At 69.6% G+C, this 17,738-nt stretch carries 18 protein-coding genes and 2 tRNA genes; 7 read left to right on the forward strand and 13 right to left on the reverse strand.

Going from position 1 to position 17,738, the window contains the following annotated elements:
- Position 1: 1 nt before the first annotated feature.
- Positions 2–763, reverse strand: coding sequence for a class E sortase (locus ACYVHQ_RS06385; RefSeq protein ID WP_460511352.1), 762 nt, complete (start codon positions 761–763; stop codon positions 2–4).
- 104 nt (positions 764–867) lie between these two features.
- On the opposite strand from ACYVHQ_RS06385, the gene ACYVHQ_RS06390 reads away from it, so the two are divergent.
- Complete coding sequence (locus ACYVHQ_RS06390; RefSeq protein WP_460511353.1) at positions 868–1,119, forward strand: cell division protein CrgA; 252 nt, start codon at positions 868–870, stop codon at positions 1,117–1,119.
- Positions 1,120–1,310: 191 nt separating this feature from the next.
- Here ACYVHQ_RS06390 and ACYVHQ_RS06395 read toward each other — a convergent pair whose 3' ends face one another.
- Both ACYVHQ_RS06395 and ACYVHQ_RS06400 read right to left on the reverse strand, forming a co-directional pair.
- Complete coding sequence (locus tag ACYVHQ_RS06395) at positions 1,311–2,162, reverse strand: rhomboid family intramembrane serine protease (protein ID WP_460511354.1); 852 nt, start codon at positions 2,160–2,162, stop codon at positions 1,311–1,313.
- Entirely contained in the window at positions 2,163–2,702 is a 540-nt protein-coding gene (locus ACYVHQ_RS06400; RefSeq protein ID WP_460511355.1) for a peptidylprolyl isomerase, read from the reverse strand.
- A gap of 120 nt (positions 2,703–2,822) precedes the next feature.
- On the opposite strand from ACYVHQ_RS06400, the gene ACYVHQ_RS06405 reads away from it, so the two are divergent.
- Positions 2,823–3,365 carry a hypothetical protein gene (locus ACYVHQ_RS06405; RefSeq protein WP_460511356.1) on the forward strand — a complete coding sequence of 181 codons (543 nt, stop codon included), beginning with the start codon at positions 2,823–2,825 and terminating at the stop codon, positions 3,363–3,365.
- Between the two features lie 195 nt (positions 3,366–3,560).
- Here the strand turns inward: ACYVHQ_RS06405 and ACYVHQ_RS06410 are convergent.
- The 10 genes from ACYVHQ_RS06410 to dnaA form a co-directional block, all read right to left on the reverse strand.
- A tRNA-Ala gene (locus ACYVHQ_RS06410) sits at positions 3,561–3,633 on the reverse strand.
- Between the two features lie 29 nt (positions 3,634–3,662).
- Positions 3,663–3,736 (reverse strand) — tRNA-Ile (locus ACYVHQ_RS06415).
- Between the two features lie 50 nt (positions 3,737–3,786).
- Complete coding sequence (locus ACYVHQ_RS06420; protein WP_460511357.1) at positions 3,787–4,194, reverse strand: DUF3566 domain-containing protein; 408 nt, start codon at positions 4,192–4,194, stop codon at positions 3,787–3,789.
- Positions 4,194–6,863: a DNA gyrase subunit A gene (gene gyrA, locus ACYVHQ_RS06425; protein WP_460511358.1), complete on the reverse strand. Its 2,670-nt coding sequence runs from the start codon at positions 6,861–6,863 to the stop codon at positions 4,194–4,196. The genes ACYVHQ_RS06420 and gyrA overlap by 1 nt, the downstream gene beginning before the upstream one ends.
- Before the next feature lie 62 nt (positions 6,864–6,925).
- The gene (gyrB, locus tag ACYVHQ_RS06430) at positions 6,926–8,899 is read right to left on the reverse strand and encodes a DNA topoisomerase (ATP-hydrolyzing) subunit B (protein ID WP_460511359.1); all 1,974 of its coding nucleotides are present in this window, start codon (positions 8,897–8,899) and stop codon (positions 6,926–6,928) included.
- A gap of 164 nt (positions 8,900–9,063) precedes the next feature.
- Positions 9,064–9,597 (reverse strand): DciA family protein, encoded by a 534-nt coding sequence (locus tag ACYVHQ_RS06435; RefSeq protein WP_460511360.1) that lies wholly within the window; start codon positions 9,595–9,597, stop codon positions 9,064–9,066.
- Positions 9,594–10,853, reverse strand: a complete 1,260-nt coding sequence (gene recF, locus ACYVHQ_RS06440) for a DNA replication/repair protein RecF (RefSeq protein WP_460511361.1) — start codon at positions 10,851–10,853, stop codon at positions 9,594–9,596. The genes ACYVHQ_RS06435 and recF overlap by 4 nt, the downstream gene beginning before the upstream one ends.
- A 17-nt stretch (positions 10,854–10,870) precedes the next feature.
- Positions 10,871–11,758, reverse strand: a complete 888-nt coding sequence (gnd, locus tag ACYVHQ_RS06445; RefSeq protein WP_460511362.1) for a phosphogluconate dehydrogenase (NAD(+)-dependent, decarboxylating) — start codon at positions 11,756–11,758, stop codon at positions 10,871–10,873.
- Positions 11,759–11,816: 58 nt separating this feature from the next.
- Positions 11,817–12,965, reverse strand: a complete 1,149-nt coding sequence (gene dnaN / locus ACYVHQ_RS06450) for a DNA polymerase III subunit beta (protein ID WP_460511363.1) — start codon at positions 12,963–12,965, stop codon at positions 11,817–11,819.
- A 501-nt stretch (positions 12,966–13,466) separates the two neighbouring features.
- Positions 13,467–14,879: a chromosomal replication initiator protein DnaA gene (dnaA, locus tag ACYVHQ_RS06455; RefSeq protein ID WP_460511364.1), complete on the reverse strand. Its 1,413-nt coding sequence runs from the start codon at positions 14,877–14,879 to the stop codon at positions 13,467–13,469.
- Between the two features lie 338 nt (positions 14,880–15,217).
- Here dnaA and rpmH point away from each other — a divergent pair, with 338 nt between their 5' ends.
- The 5 genes from rpmH to ACYVHQ_RS06480 are packed head-to-tail and all read left to right on the forward strand — an operon-like array spanning position 15,218 to position 17,709.
- A complete protein-coding gene (gene rpmH / locus ACYVHQ_RS06460; RefSeq protein WP_157157687.1) occupies positions 15,218–15,355 on the forward strand; it encodes a 50S ribosomal protein L34 in 138 nt (45 codons plus the stop codon).
- Between the two features lie 7 nt (positions 15,356–15,362).
- Entirely contained in the window at positions 15,363–15,698 is a 336-nt protein-coding gene (rnpA, locus tag ACYVHQ_RS06465) for a ribonuclease P protein component (protein WP_460511365.1), read from the forward strand.
- The gene (gene yidD / locus ACYVHQ_RS06470) at positions 15,695–16,075 is read left to right on the forward strand and encodes a membrane protein insertion efficiency factor YidD (protein ID WP_460511366.1); all 381 of its coding nucleotides are present in this window, start codon (positions 15,695–15,697) and stop codon (positions 16,073–16,075) included. Before rnpA ends, yidD begins: the two co-directional genes overlap by 4 nt.
- A gap of 9 nt (positions 16,076–16,084) precedes the next feature.
- Positions 16,085–17,047, forward strand: a complete 963-nt coding sequence (gene yidC / locus ACYVHQ_RS06475) for a membrane protein insertase YidC (RefSeq protein ID WP_460511367.1) — start codon at positions 16,085–16,087, stop codon at positions 17,045–17,047.
- A gap of 23 nt (positions 17,048–17,070) precedes the next feature.
- Positions 17,071–17,709, forward strand: a complete 639-nt coding sequence (locus ACYVHQ_RS06480) for a Jag family protein (protein ID WP_460511867.1) — start codon at positions 17,071–17,073, stop codon at positions 17,707–17,709.
- Positions 17,710–17,738: the final 29 nt, after the last annotated feature.

Raw genomic sequence — 17,738 nt, forward strand, 5'->3', positions numbered from 1 at the left:
GTCAGGCTCCCAGTCCCAGGGCGGCGAGCTCGGCCGGCGGGCCGTCGCTCAGGGGCTGCCAGCCCTCGAACACCGCGTAGGCGACGATGCGCTCCTGCGCGGTGAACATCGGGTGGCAGCTGGTCATGGTCAGGAGGCGGTCGCCGGAGGCCGCGGAGACGTCTGGCGAGTCGGGCACGGGCTGCAGGACCGACACCTGGCTGGCGGGCACGTACTGCGAGTTGCGGTACGCGTAGGTGTACCAGCCGTCGGCGGTCTGCACGTAGAGCTTGTCACCCTCACGGAGCTCGGCGATCCGGTTGAAGGGTGCGCCGTACGTCGTGCGATGCGCCGCGATGGAGAAGTTGCCCACCTCGCCCGGCATCTGCGTGTCGTCGTAGTGGCCGATGCCGTGCTCGTTCAGGGTGCGGACGGTGCTGGTGCCTCCCGCGATCGGGACGGCGTAGTCCGCACCGAAGCGCGGCACGTAAAAGTTGGCGAACTCCTCCGCCTCGGCGGGCTGCGCCGTCACCGGAGGCTCCCCGTCAGGGCCCGCGGCGCCCTGACCCTCCTGCGCGGCGAACTGCTGGCTCAGCGCCGCGGCCTGGTCGTACTGCTCGCCGGCGACGATCTTGTCGTTGAGCCACTGCTGCCACCCGATGAAGAGGAGGACGAGCACGCCGGCCGTGATGAGGAGCTCACCGAGCACGCTCACGACCGTGGCACGGCGGCGGGGACGCCGGGGGCGACGGGCACGCCGCGGGCGACGCAGGTCGTCGGTCATGGGGTCGATGGTAGCCGTACGGCCCCTCGACGCGATGGGAGCGCGCACCCCTCGCCCCCTGCCCTCCTGAGGTCCGCGGGGAGGCGGACGCTACACTGTGCGCCATGGCCAAGAACGCACAGCGACCCTCCGAGCCCGAGCGACGCCCGGGCGCCAGCGCGAGCTCCGAGCCGCAGCCGAACCCGGTCTGGTTCAAGCCGGTCATGTTCGGCTTCATGCTGCTGGGCCTCATCTGGATCATCGTCTTCTACGTGAGCCAGAGCCAGCTGCCGGTGGCGTCGCTGGGCTCGTGGAACATCGTGATCGGCTTCGGCATCATGTTCGTCGGCTTCTTGATGACCACCCGCTGGCGCTAGAACACGGCTTCGAAAGCACAGCTGTGTAAGTTCTCCCCACTGTGTACACACCTGTGGACAACTTCGTGCACAGGCTGTGGAGAAACGGTGGAGAAGTCTTGGACCGATGGGCCCGGGACGACGAAGGGCGGTTCCCCCGGTGGGGGAACCGCCCTTCGTCGTCGTGTTCGACGTCTCCGTGGGCGTCGACGTCAGAGGACGCCGAGCAGCTGCGCCGCCCGGGCGACCACGAGGCCGACGAGCACGACGCCGAGGCCGACGAGCGCACCCACCTGGAGCGGGAGCTTCGAGCGATGCCGCGTCCTGGTGAGGATCCAGGCGACGAGCGCCCCGACCACGATGCCGCCGAGGTGGGCCTGCCACGCCACGTTCGGCAGCACGAACCCTATGACCAGGTTGATGCCGACGAGCACGAGCAGCTGGACCGAGTTGCGGCCGAGGCTGCGCTCGATGACGAAGAACGCCGTCATGAGCCCGAACACGGCACCCGACGCACCCACGACCGTGGTGAACGGCGCGAGGAACGCCACCGCCGCCGAGCCGCCGATGCCCGCGAGCCCGTAGAGGGCGGCGAACCGGGCCCGGCCCAGCACGCGCTCCAGGTGCCCGCCGAAGATGAACAGCGCGTACATGTTGAACAGGACGTGGAAGAACCCGCCGTGCACGAAGAGCGTCGTGACCATGCGCCAGGGCTCGCTCAGCCCGTAGGGAGCCGCGAAGAGCAGTTGGCTGGTCAGGGCCCCGCCGGTCACCTGCTGCAGCAGCCAGACGAGGAGAGTCACGCCGATGATGCCGTACGTCACGACGGGCGCGCCGCTCCGGGCGGCCGAGCGGACGCGCCCGATGACGGGCGACGTCACGCGGGGTGCTGAGGCGCGTGCCTCGCGCACGCACTCGGGGCAGTGCACCCCGACCGCGGCCGGCGTCTGGCACTGCCCGCAGATGGTGCGCCCGCACCGCTGGCAGAGCACGAAGCTCTGCCGGTCGGGGTGGCGGTAGCAGGTGTCGCCGGAGGCGCCGGCCGGCTGGTCGGGAAGGGTCACCTAGACCTCGTCGATGGTGACGCTCTCGAGGACGACGTCCTCGAGGGGCTTGTCGCGACCGTCGGTCTTCACGGCCTGGATCGCGTCGACGACCTTCTTCGACTCGTCGTCGGAGACCTGGCCGAAGATGGTGTGCTTGCCCTGGAGCCACGGGGTGGGGACGGTCGTGATGAAGAACTGCGAACCGTTCGTGCCCTTGCCGCCGCGCGTGCCGGCGTTCGCCATGGCGAGCACGTAGGGCTGCTGGAAGGTCAGCTCGGGGTGGATCTCGTCGTCGAACTGGTAGCCGGGTCCGCCGGTGCCCTGACCGAGCGGGTCGCCGCCCTGGATCATGAACTCGGGGATGATGCGGTGGAAGACGATGCCGTCGTAGAGCTTGTCGGTGCTGACCTTGCCGGTCGACGGGTGGGTCCACTCGATGGTGCCCGTGGCGAGGCCCACGAAGTTCGCGACGGTCTTGGGGGCGTGGTCCCCGTACAGGTCGACCTTGATGGTCCCGTGGTTCGTGGTGAAGGTGGCGACTGCGGTGTGGGTGGTCATGCGTCGATCCTTCCACACGGCGCTGGGCCGTCAGCGAGTCCCCAGCGGCCGTCCTGTGACCTGCCAGCGGCCTCCGTGCCAGACTGGCCTCTACCGCTGCCGATCCGTTGGAGGAACACCATGGCCCTGTCACGCAAGCAGAAGAAGGAGCTCAAGAAGCTCGCCAAGCACGCGAGCACCGTGTGGGGTGAGCAGCGCCAGGTCCTGGACCACGCTGGCAAGGTCCTCGGCGGCTACCGTGACGCAGGCGTGAAGGTCGCGAACCAGCAGGTCATCCCCTCGGTCAAGAAGACCGTCGACTCGAACGTGCGCCCCGTCGTGTCGCAGGGCCTCTCGGCCGGCACCACGTACGCCACGAAGGCCAAGGACAAGCTCGTCCACGACGTGTACCCCGCCTTCACCTCGGCCCTGTCCGACAGCGACATCGCCAACGACCCCCGCGTGCAGAAGGCCGTCAAGGACGCCAAGAAGCAGGGCCTCAAGGTCGCGAAGAAGTACGGCTACGCGCCGACCCCCAAGAAGTCGGGCCCCGGTGCCGGTGGCATCGCCCTCATCGTCCTGGGCGTCGTCGCGCTCGGTGGCCTCGTCTTCGCCGCCGTGCAGACCCTGCGCGCCGACGACGAGCTCTGGGTCGCCGACGACGACGCCGACACGAAGGCCTGACCCGCCCCGTCCCACCCGAAGGGCCCCGCGCACCGCGCGGGGCCCTTCGTCGTGCGGGCGTGGCACACCCGCCAGCGGCCCGGACGCCTCCCCTGGGCCTGGTTCCCGAGGTGCTCGCGGGTGTTCGTACGCCCGCACGACGAGAACGCCCCTGCCGAACTGACGGAGTCAGGAGCAGGGGCGTTCGTGTTCTCGTGGAGCCTAGGGGAATCGAACCCCTGACCTCCTGCTTGCAAAGCAGGCGCTCTACCAATTGAGCTAAGGCCCCGAGTGGGGTGGACCCCCGGTGTTCGGGAGTGGGGCTAACAGGACTTGAACCTGTGACCTCTTCGTTATCAGCGAAGCGCTCTAACCGCCTGAGCTATAGCCCCCTGGACCATCGTCAAGCGTACAGCATGCTGACGCCTGACGACGAATCGGGTCAGTTGTTGGTGAAGCCGACGAGCAGGCCGCCGGTGATCCTCACGCTGAGGTTGTAGAGCACGGCGATGATGGCGCCGAGCACGGTGCCGACGACGACGTTGAGCACGGCGACGACGACGGAGAACAGCATGACCTGGGCCACCGAGAAGGAGTCCTGGATGGTGAAGCCGCTGTCGCCGAGGATGTCGCCGAGGAGGCTGTCGAGGTCGTTGAAGATGCCCGTCTGGTTGAGGATCACCCAGACGAGGAACGTCACGACGACGGTCACGATGCCGAGCGCGACGGAGATGAGGAACGACAGCTTGAGCACGGACCAGAAGTCCACGTACACGAGCTTGAGCCGCACCTGCTTGGTGCTGGCGGGCCGGGGGGCCTTCTTCTGGAGCCTGTCGGCGACGCTGCTCATCAGATGTCTTCCTCTCCGGCGGTGGTGTCGTCCACCGAGGTGTCGGGTACTTCGTCGGCTCCCACGGGTTCGGGGTGCACGACGGGCGCGGCCGCGTTCTCGCCCTCCTCGGCGGGGGCGAGGTCGTCGGCCTGGCCGACGAGGTTGCGCTCGCTGTTGCGGGCCACCGCGATGATGCGGTCGTCCGCGGCGAACCGTGCGAACACGACGCCCATGGTGTCGCGGCCCTTGGCCGGCACCTCGGCCACGGCAGACCGTACCACCTTGCCGCTCGACAGCACCACGAGCACCTCGTCGTCCTCGCCGACGATGAGCGCACCGGCGAGCACGCCGCGCGCCTCGGCCAGCTTGGCGACCTTGATGCCCAGGCCACCGCGGTTCTGGATGCGGTACTGGTCGGCGGAGGTGCGCTTGGCGTAGCCGCCCTCGGTGACCACGAAGACGTGGCCCTCCTCGCCGACGACCGACGCCGAGAGCAGGGTGTCGCCGTCGCGGAAGGTCATGCCCTTCACGCCCGAGGTCGAGCGGCCCATGGGCCGCAGCGACGCGGCGTCGGCGGTGAAGCGGAGCGACATGCCGTGCCGCGACACGAGCAGGAGGTCGTCCTGCTCGTCGACGAGGAGCGCCGAGACGAGCTCGTCGCCCTCGCGCAGGTTGATCGCGATGATGCCGCCGGAGCGGTTGGTGTCGTACTCGGTGAGCGCGGTCTTCTTCACGAGCCCGTCGCGGGTGGCGAGGACGAGGAAGTCGGCGACCTCGTAGTCGCGGATGTCGAGCACCTGCGAGATCTGCTCGTCGGGCTGCATGGCGAGCAGGTTGGCGACGTGCTGTCCCTTGGCGTCGCGGCCGGCCTCCTGCAGCTCGTAGGTCTTGGCGCGGTAGACGCGACCCTTGTTCGTGAGGAACAGCAGCCAGTGGTGCGTCGTGGTGACGAAGAAGTGGTCGACGACGTCGTCGGCGCGCAGCTGGGCCCCGCGCACGCCCTTGCCGCCGCGGTGCTGGCTGCGGTAGTTGTCGCTGCGCGTGCGCTTGACGTAGCCGCCGCGGGTGATGGTGACGACCATCTCCTCTTCGGGGATGAGGTCCTCGACCGCGACGTCGCCGTCGAAGCCGAACATGATCTCGGTGCGACGGTCGTCGCCGTACTTGTCGACGATCTCACCGAGCTCGGTGCCGACGATGCTGCGCTGGCGCTCGGGGCGGGCGAGGATGTCCTGGAAGTCGGCGATCTCGAGCTCGAGCGCCTCGGCCTCTTCGTGGATCTTCTGGCGCTCGAGGGCGGCCAGGCGGCGCAGCTGCAGGTCGAGGATCGCCCTGGCCTGGATCTCGTCGACCGAGAGCAGCTCCATGAGGCCGGTGCGGGCCTCCTCGACGTCGGGCGAGCGGCGGATGAGGGCGATGACCTCGTCGAGGGCGTCGAGGGCCGCCAGGTAGCCGCGCAGGATGTGCGCGCGCTTCTCGGCCTCGCGCAGGCGGTAGCGGGTCCGCCGGACGATGACCTCGATCTGGTGGTCGACCCAGGCCGAGATGAAGCCGTCGAGCGCGAGCGTGCGCGGCACGCCGTCGACGATGGCGAGCATGTTCGCGCCGAAGTTCTCCTGCAGCGGGGTGTGCTTGTAGAGGTTGTTGAGCACGACCTTGGCCACGGCGTCGCGCTTGAGCACGATGACGAGGCGCTGACCGGTGCGGCCCGAGGTCTCGTCGCGGATGTCGGCGACGCCCGAGAGGCGGCCGTCCTTGACGAGCTCGGCGATCTTGATCGCGAGGTTGTCGGGGTTGACCTGGTAGGGCAGCTCGGTGACGACGAGGCAGGTGCGACCCTGGATCTCCTCCACCGAGACGACGGCGCGCATGGTGATCGAGCCGCGGCCGGTGCGGTAGGCGTCCTGGATGCCCTTGACGCCGAGGATCTGCGCCCCGGTCGGGAAGTCCGGCCCCTTGATCCGCTGCAGCAGTGCGTCGAGGAGCTCCTCGCGCGTGGCGTCGGGGTGCTCGAGGTACCACTGCGCACCCGACGCGACCTCGCGCAGGTTGTGCGGCGGGATGTTGGTGGCCATGCCGACGGCGATGCCGACCGAGCCGTTGACCAGGAGGTTCGGGAACCGGCTGGGCAGGATCGCCGGCTCCTGCGTGCGCCCGTCGTAGTTGTCCTGGAAGTCGACGGTGTCCTCGCCGATGTCGCGCACCATCTCGAGCGCGAGCGGGGCCATCTTCGTCTCGGTGTACCGGGGGGCGGCCGCGCCGTCGTTGCCGGGCGAGCCGAAGTTGCCCTGGCCGAGGGCGAGGGGGTACCGGAGGCTCCAGGGCTGGACGAGGCGGACGAGCGCGTCGTAGATGGCCGAATCGCCGTGCGGGTGGAACTGGCCCATGACGTCGCCGACGACGCGCGAGCACTTCGAGAAGGCACGGTCGGGGCGGTAGCCGCCGTCGTACATGGCGTAGATGACGCGGCGGTGCACGGGCTTGAGGCCGTCGCGGACCTCGGGCAGCGCGCGACCGACGATGACGCTCATCGCGTAGTCGAGGTAGGAGCGCTGCATCTCGAGCTGGAGGTCGACCTGCTCGACCGACTCGCGCTTCGCGGCGACGGCGAACCCGCCCTGCAGGGGGCCGTCGTTGCCCGTCCCGGTCTGCTCGGGCTCGGTGGTCTCGTCGGGCTCGTCGGCCATGGTTCTCTCTCTGTGGTCGTGGCCTCCCGACGGCGCGGGAGGAGGGCGGGCGCGGGGCCCGCCTAGATGTCGAGGAAGCGGACGTCTTTCGCGTTCTGCTGGATGAAGGTGCGGCGGGACTCGACGTCCTCGCCCATCAGGGTGCTGAAGACGCCGTCGGCGGCGGCCGCGTCGTCGAGCGTGACCTGCAGGAGCGTGCGGGTCTCGGGGTCCATCGTGGTCTCCCAGAGCTCCTTGTAGTCCATCTCGCCGAGGCCCTTGTAGCGCTGGATCGCGTTGTCCTTGGGGATCCGCTTGCCCTCGGCCTTGCCGGCGGCGAGGAGCGCGTCGCGCTCGGCGTCGGTGTAGACGTACTCGTGCGGGGCGTTGCTCCACTTGATCTTGTAGAGCGGCGGCTGCGCCAGGTAGACGTAGCCGAGGTCGACGAGCGGACGCATGTAGCGGAAGAGCAGCGTGAGCAGCAGCGTGGTGATGTGCTGGCCGTCGACGTCGGCGTCGGCCATGAGCACGATCTTGTGATACCTGGCCTTGGCGGTGTCGAAGTCCTCGCCGATGCCGGCACCGAAGGCCGTGATCATGGCCTGCACCTCGGCGTTGCCGAGCGCGCGGTCGAGGCGGGCCTTCTCGACGTTGAGGATCTTCCCGCGCAGGGGCAGGATCGCCTGCGTCTCGGGGTTGCGGCCCTGGACGGCCGAGCCGCCGGCGGAGTCGCCCTCGACGATGAAGATCTCGCTGAGCGAGGGGTCCTTCGACTGGCAGTCCTTGAGCTTGCCGGGCATGCCGCCCGACTCGAGCAGGCCCTTGCGGCGGGTCTGCTCGCGCGCCTTGCGCGCGGCGAGGCGGGCCTGCGAGGCCTGCATGGCCTTGCGGACGACGTCCTTCGCCTGCGCGGGGTTGCGCCCGAACCAGTCGCCGAGCTGGTCGCCGGCCACGCGCTGGACGAACGACTTGGCCTCGGTGTTGCCGAGCTTGGTCTTGGTCTGCCCCTCGAACTGCGGCTCGCCGAGCTTGATGGAGATGACGGCGGTGAGGCCCTCGCGGACGTCGTCGCCGGTGAGGTTGTCGTCCTTCTCCTTGAGCAGCTTCTGCTCACGGGCGTACCGGTTGACGAGCGTCGTCAGCGCCGCGCGGAAGCCCTCCTCGTGGGTGCCGCCCTCGTGCGTGTTGATGGTGTTCGCGAAGGTGTGGACGCTCTCCTGGTAGGAGGTGTTCCACTGCATCGCGACCTCGAGCGAGATGCGGCGCTCCGCGTCCTCGGCCTCGAAGCTGATGACGTCGGGGTGGACGGCCTCGACCTTCTTGGTCGCGTTGAGGTACTCGACGTAGTCGACGAGCCCGCGCTCGTAGTGGAACACGTCGTGGCGCGCCGTCTCGCCCTCGGCCGGCACGCGCTCGTCGGTGAGCTCGATCCGCAGGCCCTTGTTGAGGAACGCCGTCTGCTGGAACCGGGTGCGCAGCGTCTCGTAGTCGAAGTCGACGGTCTCGAAGATCTCGACGTTCGGCCAGAAGGTGAGGGTCGTGCCGGTGTCGGAGCTGTCCTCGTCGTGCGAGAGCGGCGCGACGGGCACGCCGTTCGTGAAGCTCTGGCGCCAAACGGCGCCCTGACGGCGGACCTCGACGTCGAGCTCGCTGGAGAGCGCGTTGACGACCGAGCTGCCGACGCCGTGCAGGCCGCCGGACACCGCGTAGCCGCCGCCGCCGAACTTGCCGCCCGCGTGCAGGACGGTGAGCACGACCTCGACGGTCGAGCGCCCCTCGACGGGGTGCACGTCGACGGGGATGCCGCGGCCGTTGTCGACGACGCGCACCCCTCCGTCTTCGCGGATGGTGACCTCGATGTGGTCGCAGTGGCCGGCGAGGGCCTCGTCGACGGAGTTGTCGACGATCTCGTAGACCAGGTGGTGCAGGCCTCGCGGGCCCGTCGACCCGATGTACATGCCGGGGCGCTTGCGGACGGCTTCGAGCCCCTCGAGGACCTGGATGGCACCGGCGCCGTAGGAGTCGTCGGGCTGGACGTCGCTGGGGGTCGATGCCATGTGCGTGGGTGCTCCTGCCGTCTGGGACGAGGTCGCCGCCCGACCCGCGACACGCTGTCACGGGACTCGTGGACGACCTTCCGAGTCTACCGCAGAGGGGCCTCCAGCAGGGCGTTGAGCAGCGTTCTCCGGGCTCTTCCCCTCCGGAGGGCGGATCACGCCGGTCAGCCGTAGGTGTCGCGGGGACCGCGCCCTGGGACCGATCTGGGACCGCGTTTCCAGGACGGGGCGTCCGGCCCGAGGAACTTGACCGACTCGATGCGGGCGTCGGGGTACCGCTGCACGATGGTCGTCGTCACCTGGGCGCGCAGCAGGCGCAGCTGCGTGGCCCACGCGGTCGAGTCGCAGCGGACGGTCAACGTGCCGTCGTCGATGCCCACCGGGCTCGAGTGCGCCGCGAGCTCGTCGCCGACCAGCTGCGGCCACGCCGACATGAGCTCGGACTGCGCGAGGGGGGACTTCCAGCCCATCTCGCTCGTCACGCCCGCGAGCACGTCCGCGATGCCCTTGGGCTCGCGACCGAGCCCGAACGGCTGGCTGGTGGCCGAGAGGCGGACGGCCTTGCGCCTCCTGGCGTCGCCGGAGCGCTGCGACGGGTCGCCGAACACCTCGCGGAAGTGCAGCCAGACCCGGGCGGACTCCGTCTCGACCGGCGGCTCCCCGCCGTTCCGGCCCGGGGGCCGCGGCGTCGTGGTCACGGGCGGACCTCGGCGCCGGAGGCCGGGGGCGCGCCGGGCGCGGGCGCCGCGTCGGGCGCGGGCACGGCCTCCTGCGCGGACGCGACGGCGGGCTCCTCGGCGATCGTGCCGCGCACGATGCGGACGACGTGGGCGGCGAGCCGCTCGGGGACGTCCTCCTCGACGGCGGCGGTGATGAGCACCTGCTCGTAGTCGGCGACGGCGTCGGCGAGCCGTTCGCGACGGCCGGCGTCGAGCTCGGCGAAGACGTCGTCGAGCACGATGACCGGGTCGCCCGTCGCGGACTGCGCCCGGATCGACGCGGCCGACGCGAGCTTGAGGGCGAGGGCGAAGGACCACGACTCGCCGTGGCTCGCATAGCCCCGGGCGGGCAGGCCGTTGAGCACGAGGAGCAGGTCGTCGCGGTGCGGGCCGACGAGGGTCAAGCCACGGTCGAGCTCCGACGACCGCACGCGTTCGAGCGCGGCACGGAAGACCTCCGGGACCTGCTCGGCCGGGACCGGGGCGACGGGCGCCTCCGGACCGGGGGCGTCGTCCTCGAGCGCGGCCGCCGAGGTGCCGCGAATGCTCGACACGGTCGAGATGCGCGCGGCGTGGTCCTCACCGGCGACGAGCGCGTAGGCCCGGGCGACCTCGGGGGCGAGCTCTTCCGCGAGGCGGTCGCGGGCGACGAGGATCTCGCTGCCCAGCGCGACGAGGCGTTCGTCCCAGATGTCGAGCGTGCCGAGGCTGCCAGCGCGGAGCCCCGAGGCGCGGGCCGACTTGAGGAGCGTGTTGCGCTGGCGCAGCACGCGGTCGTAGTCGGCGAGGACGCCCGCGAAGCGGGGGGCCAGGGTGGTGAGCAGCTCGTCGAGGAACCTCCGCCGACCGGACGGTTCGCCGCGCACGAGGGCGAGGTCCTCGGGAGCGAAGAGGACGGTCGAGCAGTAGCGCGGCAGCTCCCGGGGCTTGATCGCCCCGCGGTTGACCTGCGCGCGGTTCGCCGACGACCGGTTGATCTGCACCTCGGCCAGCAGCTCGCGCCCGTTGCTCTCGAGCCGGGCACGGATGATGGCCGAGTCGGTCCCCTGCCGGATCATGGCCGCGTCGGACGAGACCCGGTGCGAACCGAGCGTCGACAGGTAGCCGAGGGACTCGACGAGGTTCGTCTTGCCCTGGCCGTTCCTGCCGACGAAGAGGTTCGGCCCGCGCGCGAGCGGGACTTCGGCGGACGCGTAGTTCCGGAAGTCCTTCAGGCTGAGATGCAGTACTCGCACGCGGGCCGAGGTGGCGGCTAGGCCTTCTTGACGGCGTGGCCGCCGAACTGGTTGCGCAGGGCGGCGACGGCCTTCATGGTCGGCGAGCCCTCGCCCTGGCGCGAGACGAAGCGGGCGAAGATCGACGCGCTGATGGCGGGCATCGGCACGGCGTGGTCGATGGCCTCCTCGAGGGTCCAGCGACCCTCGCCGCTGTCCTCGACGTAGCCCGAGATCTCGGCGAGCTTGGGGTCGGCCTCGAGGGCGAGCACCATGAGCTCGAGCAGCCAGGAGCGCACGACCGTGCCGCGCTGCCAGGCCTTGAAGGTCCCGGGGACGTCCTTGATGAGGTCGCTGCGGGCCTCGAGGAGCTCGTAGCCCTCGCCGTAGGCCTGCATGATGGCGTACTCGATGCCGTTGTGCACCATCTTCGCGTAGTGGCCCGCGCCGGTGTCGCCGGCGTGGACGAAGCCCTCCTCGCGGGGGCCGTCGGGGCGGAGCGCGTCGAAGATCGGCTGGGCCATCGCGACGTCGTCCGCCGCACCGCCGACCATGAGGCCGTAGCCGTTCTCGCGGCCCCACACGCCACCCGAGACTCCGGCGTCGACGTACTTGATGCCCTTCGAGCCGAGGAGCGACTCGTTGGCGAAGTCGCTCGTGAACTTCGAGTTGCCGCCGTCGATGACCAGGTCGCCCTCGGAGAGGATCTTCGAGAGGTCCTCGATGACCGCGGCGGTGATGTCGCCGGCGGGGACCATGACCCAGACGATGCGCGGGCCGGGGAGGGCCGCGGCGAGGTCGGACAGGCTGGCGACGTCGGAGACCTCGCGGTTGTTGTCGAAGCCCGTGACCTCGATGCCCTTGTCGCGCAGGCGAGCGCGCATGTTGTTGCCCATCTTGCCGAGACCGACGAGACCGATGTGCATGGGGTTCCTTTGTTCGGGGAGGCGAGTCGAGCCGGCTGCGCCTGCGGTGTGAGCGCGTCTAGCGCAGGAGGAGGTTGGGCTGCAGCAGGTAGCGGTAGCTGTCAGACCCTGCCTGGTCCTTGGAGGACTGACTGGTGATCAGCACGGGACCGGGCTTGTTGGGGTTCTCCGTCTTGGTGAAGGAGATCCGGACGAACTCGGAGTGGACCGCACCGAGGCCGTCGAGGAGGAACTGCGGCTTCAGCGAGACCACCGTGTCCTCCCCCGTGAGGAGCGCGTCGATCGACTCTGATGCCTGCGCCTGTTCGCTGCCGATGGCCTCGAGGGTGAGCCCGTCGATCGTGAAGGAGAACCGGAGGGCCGCCTCGCGCTCGAGCACGAGCGAGACGCGGCGGACCGACTCGACGAGGTCGGCCGTGGCGACGACCGCGTAGTTCTCGACCGTGTCGGGGAAGAGCCGGCGGACCGGCGGGAAGTTGCCCTTGATGAGCAGCGACGTGACGGTCTTGTCGCCGGCCTGGAACGCGATGAGCTCGCGCTCGTCGCCGCCCGTGATGGCGACGGACACCTGCGAGGCGTTCCCGAAGGTCTTGCCGACCTCCTGCAGGGTGCGGGCGGGGACGAGGGCGGTGAGCGACTCGGTGCTGCCGGCGGTGCCGGGGTCGTAGTCGATGCCGCGGACCGCGACGCGGTAGCGGTCGGTCGCGACGAGCGAGAGCGCGTTCTCGGCGATCTCGAGCTGGACGCCCGTGATGACGGGCGTCACGTCGTCGCGGGAGGCCGCGACCGCGACCTGCGAGATGGCCAGGGCGAAGGCGTCGCCGGGGACGACGCCCGTGGCCTCGCCGACGGACGGCAGGGTCGGGTACTCCTCGACGGGCATGCTCAGCAGCGAGAAGTTGGCCGAGCCGCAGGAGACGGCGATCCGGTTGTCGTCGGTCGTGAAGGTGACGGGGGCGGCCGGGAGCCGGTTGGCGATGTCGGCCAGGAGGCGACCGGAGACCAGGATCGTGCCGGGCTCGTCGACCTCGGCCGCGATGCTCGTCTGCGCGGAGACCTCGTAGTCGAAGGACGAGAGCGTCAGGCCGTCCTCGGTGGCCTCGATGAGGACGCCGCTGAGGATCGGGAGCGTCGTGCGCTGCGGGAGCAGCTTCACGGCGAAGGAGACGGCATCGCTGAAGACGTCGCGGTTGACCTGGAACTTCACGCTGGGACCCCTTGTCGACGGTTCACGTGCACGGCCCGCCAATCCTGCCACAGCGCGGGAGCGCCCCGACCGGCCGGAGGGCGGGCCGGTGAGCCGGGGCCGATCTGTCCACAAGGTTGTTCCCTCGCGGATTCTTTGTCATTCAGGAGTAACAGTCTTAACCGTTGTGCACACTGTGGACAACCTGTCAGAAACCGCCTGGCGACGGGGAACTACACGCGTGTGACTTGTTGAGAGAGTGTGGAGCCGAGGTGGTGGTCTCGGGGCGGTCGACGGACCCCCGGAGGGCTCCGTGCACAGGCGACCCGTTCGGCTCCCCACCTGGAGGGGTGGTTGTCCACGGCTTTCCACAAGTTGTCCACACTGTGGGATGGATCCCTCCCCGAGGGCGTGTCGGGGCGGTCGCAGGAGGCTCGGGGGCGGACGAACGACGCCCGCCACCGGTCTCGAGACGGTGACGGGCGTTCGTGGCGCCGCGGGCCTCCTGCGACCCCGACCCCACTACTTGTAGCGGTTGTCCTGCTTGATGCGGCTGGTCAGCTCGGTGACCTGGTTGTAGATCGAGCGGCGCTCCTTCATGAGCTCGCTGATCTTCTTGTTCGCGTACATGACCGTGGTGTGGTCCCGGTTGCCGAACAGCTGGCCGATCTTGGGGAGGGACAGGTTCGTCAGCTCGCGGCACAGGTACATCGCGATCTGGCGGGCCGTGGCGATGGCCTGCGAGCGGGACGAGCCGTAGAGGTCGTCGACCGTGAGCCGGAAGTAGTCGGCCGTGTGGTTGATGATGTCGACCGGCGCGATGACGTTGTCCTCGTCGAGCGTGATGAGGTCCTTGAGCACCGTCTGCACGAGCGTCAGGTCGACCTCGGTCCGGTTGAGGCTCGCGAACGCCGTGACCCGGATCAGGGTGCCCTCGAGCTCGCGGATGTTGCTCGACACCTTCGTCGCGATGTACTCGAGGATCTCGTCGCGGATCTGCAGCTTCTCGCTCTGGGCCTTCTTGCGCAGGATCGCGATGCGCGTCTCGAGGTCGGGCGCCTGCACGTCGGTGATGAGGCCCCACTCGAAGCGGCTGCGCATGCGGTCCTCGAAGCCCGTGAGCTGCTTGGGCGGCAGATCGCTCGTGATCACCAGCTGCTTGTCGTGGTCGTGCAGCGTGTTGAAGGTGTGGAAGAAGGCCTCCTGCGTGGAGTCCTTGCCCTGCAGGAACTGGATGTCGTCGATGAGCAGGATGTCGATCTCGCGGTACCGCTGCTGGAACTGCGACGAACGGTTGTTGGCGATCGAGTTGATGAAGTCGTTCGTGAACTCCTCGCTGCTGACGTAGCGGACGCGGATGCCCGGGTACATCGTCTCGGCGTAGTGCCCGATCGCGTGCAGGAGGTGCGTCTTGCCCAGCCCGGAGTCGCCGTAGACGAAGAGCGGGTTGTAGGCCTTCGCCGGCGCCTCGGCCACGGCGACCGCCGCGGCGTGGGCGAAGCGGTTGGACGCGCCGATGACGAAGTTGTCGAAGTTGTACTTGGGGTTGAGCCGCGAGTCGGCGCGCGACCCCGCGCTCGGCGACTCGACCGGCGTCGGCACGAAGGGGGCCTCGACGTACTGCGCGGGCTCGGTGCGCTCGACCGGACGGGCCGGGGCCTCCGGCGTGATGTCGGGGTTCACCGTGATGGCGAAGTTCGAGACGCTCGGGTCGCCCTGCGCCGCGATCGCCTCGAGGAGCGGACCGCGGATGCGCTGCTCGAGCATGCCTCGCGTGAGGTCGTTGGGGACCTCGAGGTAGAGGGTGCCGGCGAGGACGCCCTTCGGCTCGACCAGGCTGACGAAGCCCCGGAGCTGGGGGGTGATGCGGTCGTCGACCGTGAGGCCCGCGAGGACGGACCTCCAGAGGTCCTGGACCGGATCGACGGCGTTCACCACTGCATGCTCTTCCTGTCGGGTGCCGATGCTGTTGTCCACCGACTTGTCCACAGCGTTCTCCACGGGCCTTCGGAGTCCGGGGCCGGCGGTCGTGCTGCCGTTCTCCGCGCCGGATCAGGGATCGGGGCGCGATGGGAGTCCCACCTTAGTTCGCTCTCCCCCGAGACCGCGAGCAGAGTTGTCAACAGTGTGGACAACTTCCTGGCCCCAGCGCGTTTGACCAGCGCGTCGGCTGGCGCGTACGATCGTGCAGTTGGGGCAGCCCCAGGGGCTGCGACAAGACTTCTCGGATCACGGCAGCCGGCCAGGTCCGCTTCCCCCTCGGAGATGAACCCATGAGCAAGAGAACCTTCCAGCCGAACAACCGTCGCCGCGCCAAGAAGCACGGCTTCCGTGCTCGCATGCGCACCCGTGCCGGCCGCGCCATCCTGGCCGCCCGCCGCACCAAGGGCCGCACCGAGCTGTCCGCCTGACGACCCCGTGTTGGCCCAGGCCAACCGGATCGTCCGCGCTGACGACTACCGAACCACAGTGCGCCGTGGCCGCAAGTCGGGCACGGCGCACTCGGTCGTCTACGTGCGTCGTCGCGACGACGACCTGGTCCGGTTCGGCTTCATCGTGGCCAAGACGGTCGGCAACGCGGTCGCCCGCAACACGGTCCGCCGCAGGCTCAAGCACGTGTGCCACGAGATCCTCCCGTCCGTGCCTCCTGGCACCGACGTGGTGATCCGCGCACTGCCAGGCAGCCCCGACGTTCCGTGGTCTACCCTGCTCTCGGACATCTCGGGGGTCGTCGACAAGGTCGTGAGAGCGTGAAGGCACTGGTGCAGGTGGTGGGGCTGCTGCCCCGCAACGCGTGCGTGGCCGTCCTGCGCGCCTACCGTGCCGTCGTCTCGCCGCTCTACGGCGACGTGTGCCGCTACCACCCCAGCTGCTCGCGCTACGCGCTCGAGTCGATCCAACGGCACGGGGTCGTCGCCGGCGTGGCCCTCGGGTCGTGGCGGATCCTGCGCTGCAACCCGTGGTCGAAGGGCGGCGTCGACGATCCGCCCCTCCCCCGCCACGACCGCCACGTCGTGACCGACGCGGGCTTCGTGGTCCCCCGGCGACGCGACGCGTCCTCCCCGGCCGGGCCGGACCTCCGGCCCCTCTCGAGCCTCGTGCTCGCCGCACCGAGCCACCGAAAGGGCTGACCCGACACCATGGGCTTCATCGACACCATCCTCTGGCCCCTCAAGTGGGTCGTCGAGGCGATCCTCGTCGGGTTCCACACGCTGCTCACGGGCGCGGGCATGGGCACCGACTGGGGCAGCACCTGGGTGCTCTCCATCGTCGGCCTCGTTCTGGTGGTCCGCGCGCTGCTGATCCCGATCTTCGTGCGCCAGATCAAGAGCCAGCGCCGCATGATGGAGATCGCGCCGCAGCTCAAGAAGATCCAGGACAAGTACCGCGGCAAGCGCGACCAGTTCAGCCGCGAGGCGATGTCGCGCGAGACCATGGAGCTCTACAAGAACACGGGCACCAACCCGCTGAGCTCGTGCCTGCCGCTGCTCATCCAGATGCCGATCTTCTTCAGCCTCTTCTCGGTGCTGCAGAACGCCCAGCACGAGGGCATCGGCGTCGGCCTGCTCAACCAGACCCTCTCGACCTCGTTCGGTGAGTCGACGCTGTGGGGCGCGCCGCTGAAGGAGACCTTCCTCACGGCCACCACGTGGGAGGTCCGCCTCATCGCCGCGGGCCTGGTCGTCGTCATGACGGCGTCGCAGTTCATCACCCAGCTGCAGATCGTCTCGAAGAACATGTCGCCCGAGACCAAGGCGAGCCCCATGTTCAAGCAGCAGCGCATGCTGCTCTACATCCTCCCGCTCGTCTTCGTCTTCTCGGGCCTCTCGTTCCCCCTCGGCGTCATGTTCTACTGGCTGACCTCGAACATCTGGACGATGGTGCAGCAGTTCATCGTGATCCGGAACATGCCCACGCCCGGCAGCGAGGCCGCCCTCGCCCGTGAGCAGCGCCTCGCCAAGCGTGCGCAGCGCAAGGGCCTCCCGTCGATCAACGACATCACGGTCACCGAGATCACCGACGAGGCGCCCGCCAGGTCGACGACCCAGCGCACGCAGCCCGTCGGCAAGAACCGCGCCAAGAAGCAGAGCCAGAAGAAGTGACCGGTCCCGAGGAGCACACCGCCATGAACGCCGACGAGAACACCGACGCCGTGACGCCCACCACCGAGGGCGAGGCGCAGGAGGCCGTGGCCGGCCCCGCCACGGTGGCCGCGCCTTCCGACGGCCCGGCCGTCACGGCTGACGGCGCCGACGAGGCTGCGCACGCGGACGGGGACGTCGCCGACGGCGACGCGTCCGAGGACCGCGACGAGGGCGACATCGCGGCCGACTACATCGAGGAGCTCCTCGACATCTGCGACCTCGACGGGGACATCGACATCGAGACGCGGGGCGGCCGCGCCTACATCTCCGTCGAGTCGGGCGCCGACTCCGACGCCGACAGCAACCTCCGGGTGCTCTCGAAGCCCGAGACGGTCACCGCACTGCAGGAGCTCACGCGCATCGCGGTGCAGACCGAGACAGGTCAGTTCTCGCGGTTGATCCTCGACATCGGTGGTTCGCGCGCGACGCGCGAGGCCGAGCTCAACGCGATGGTCGAGCGGGCGGTGGAGCGCCTCGAGGAGGGCGCGACCGCCGCTGCCCTGCCGCCCATGTCGTCGTACGAGCGCAAGCTCGTCCACGACATCGTCGCGGCCCGGGGCTTCGTCTCGGAGTCCGAGGGCGAGGGCCGCGACCGCCACACCGTCGTCAAGCGCGGCTGACGCCGGTCCCGCCGGCCGACCCGTACCTC

The sequence above is a fragment of the Frigoribacterium salinisoli genome, from assembly GCF_054781095.1.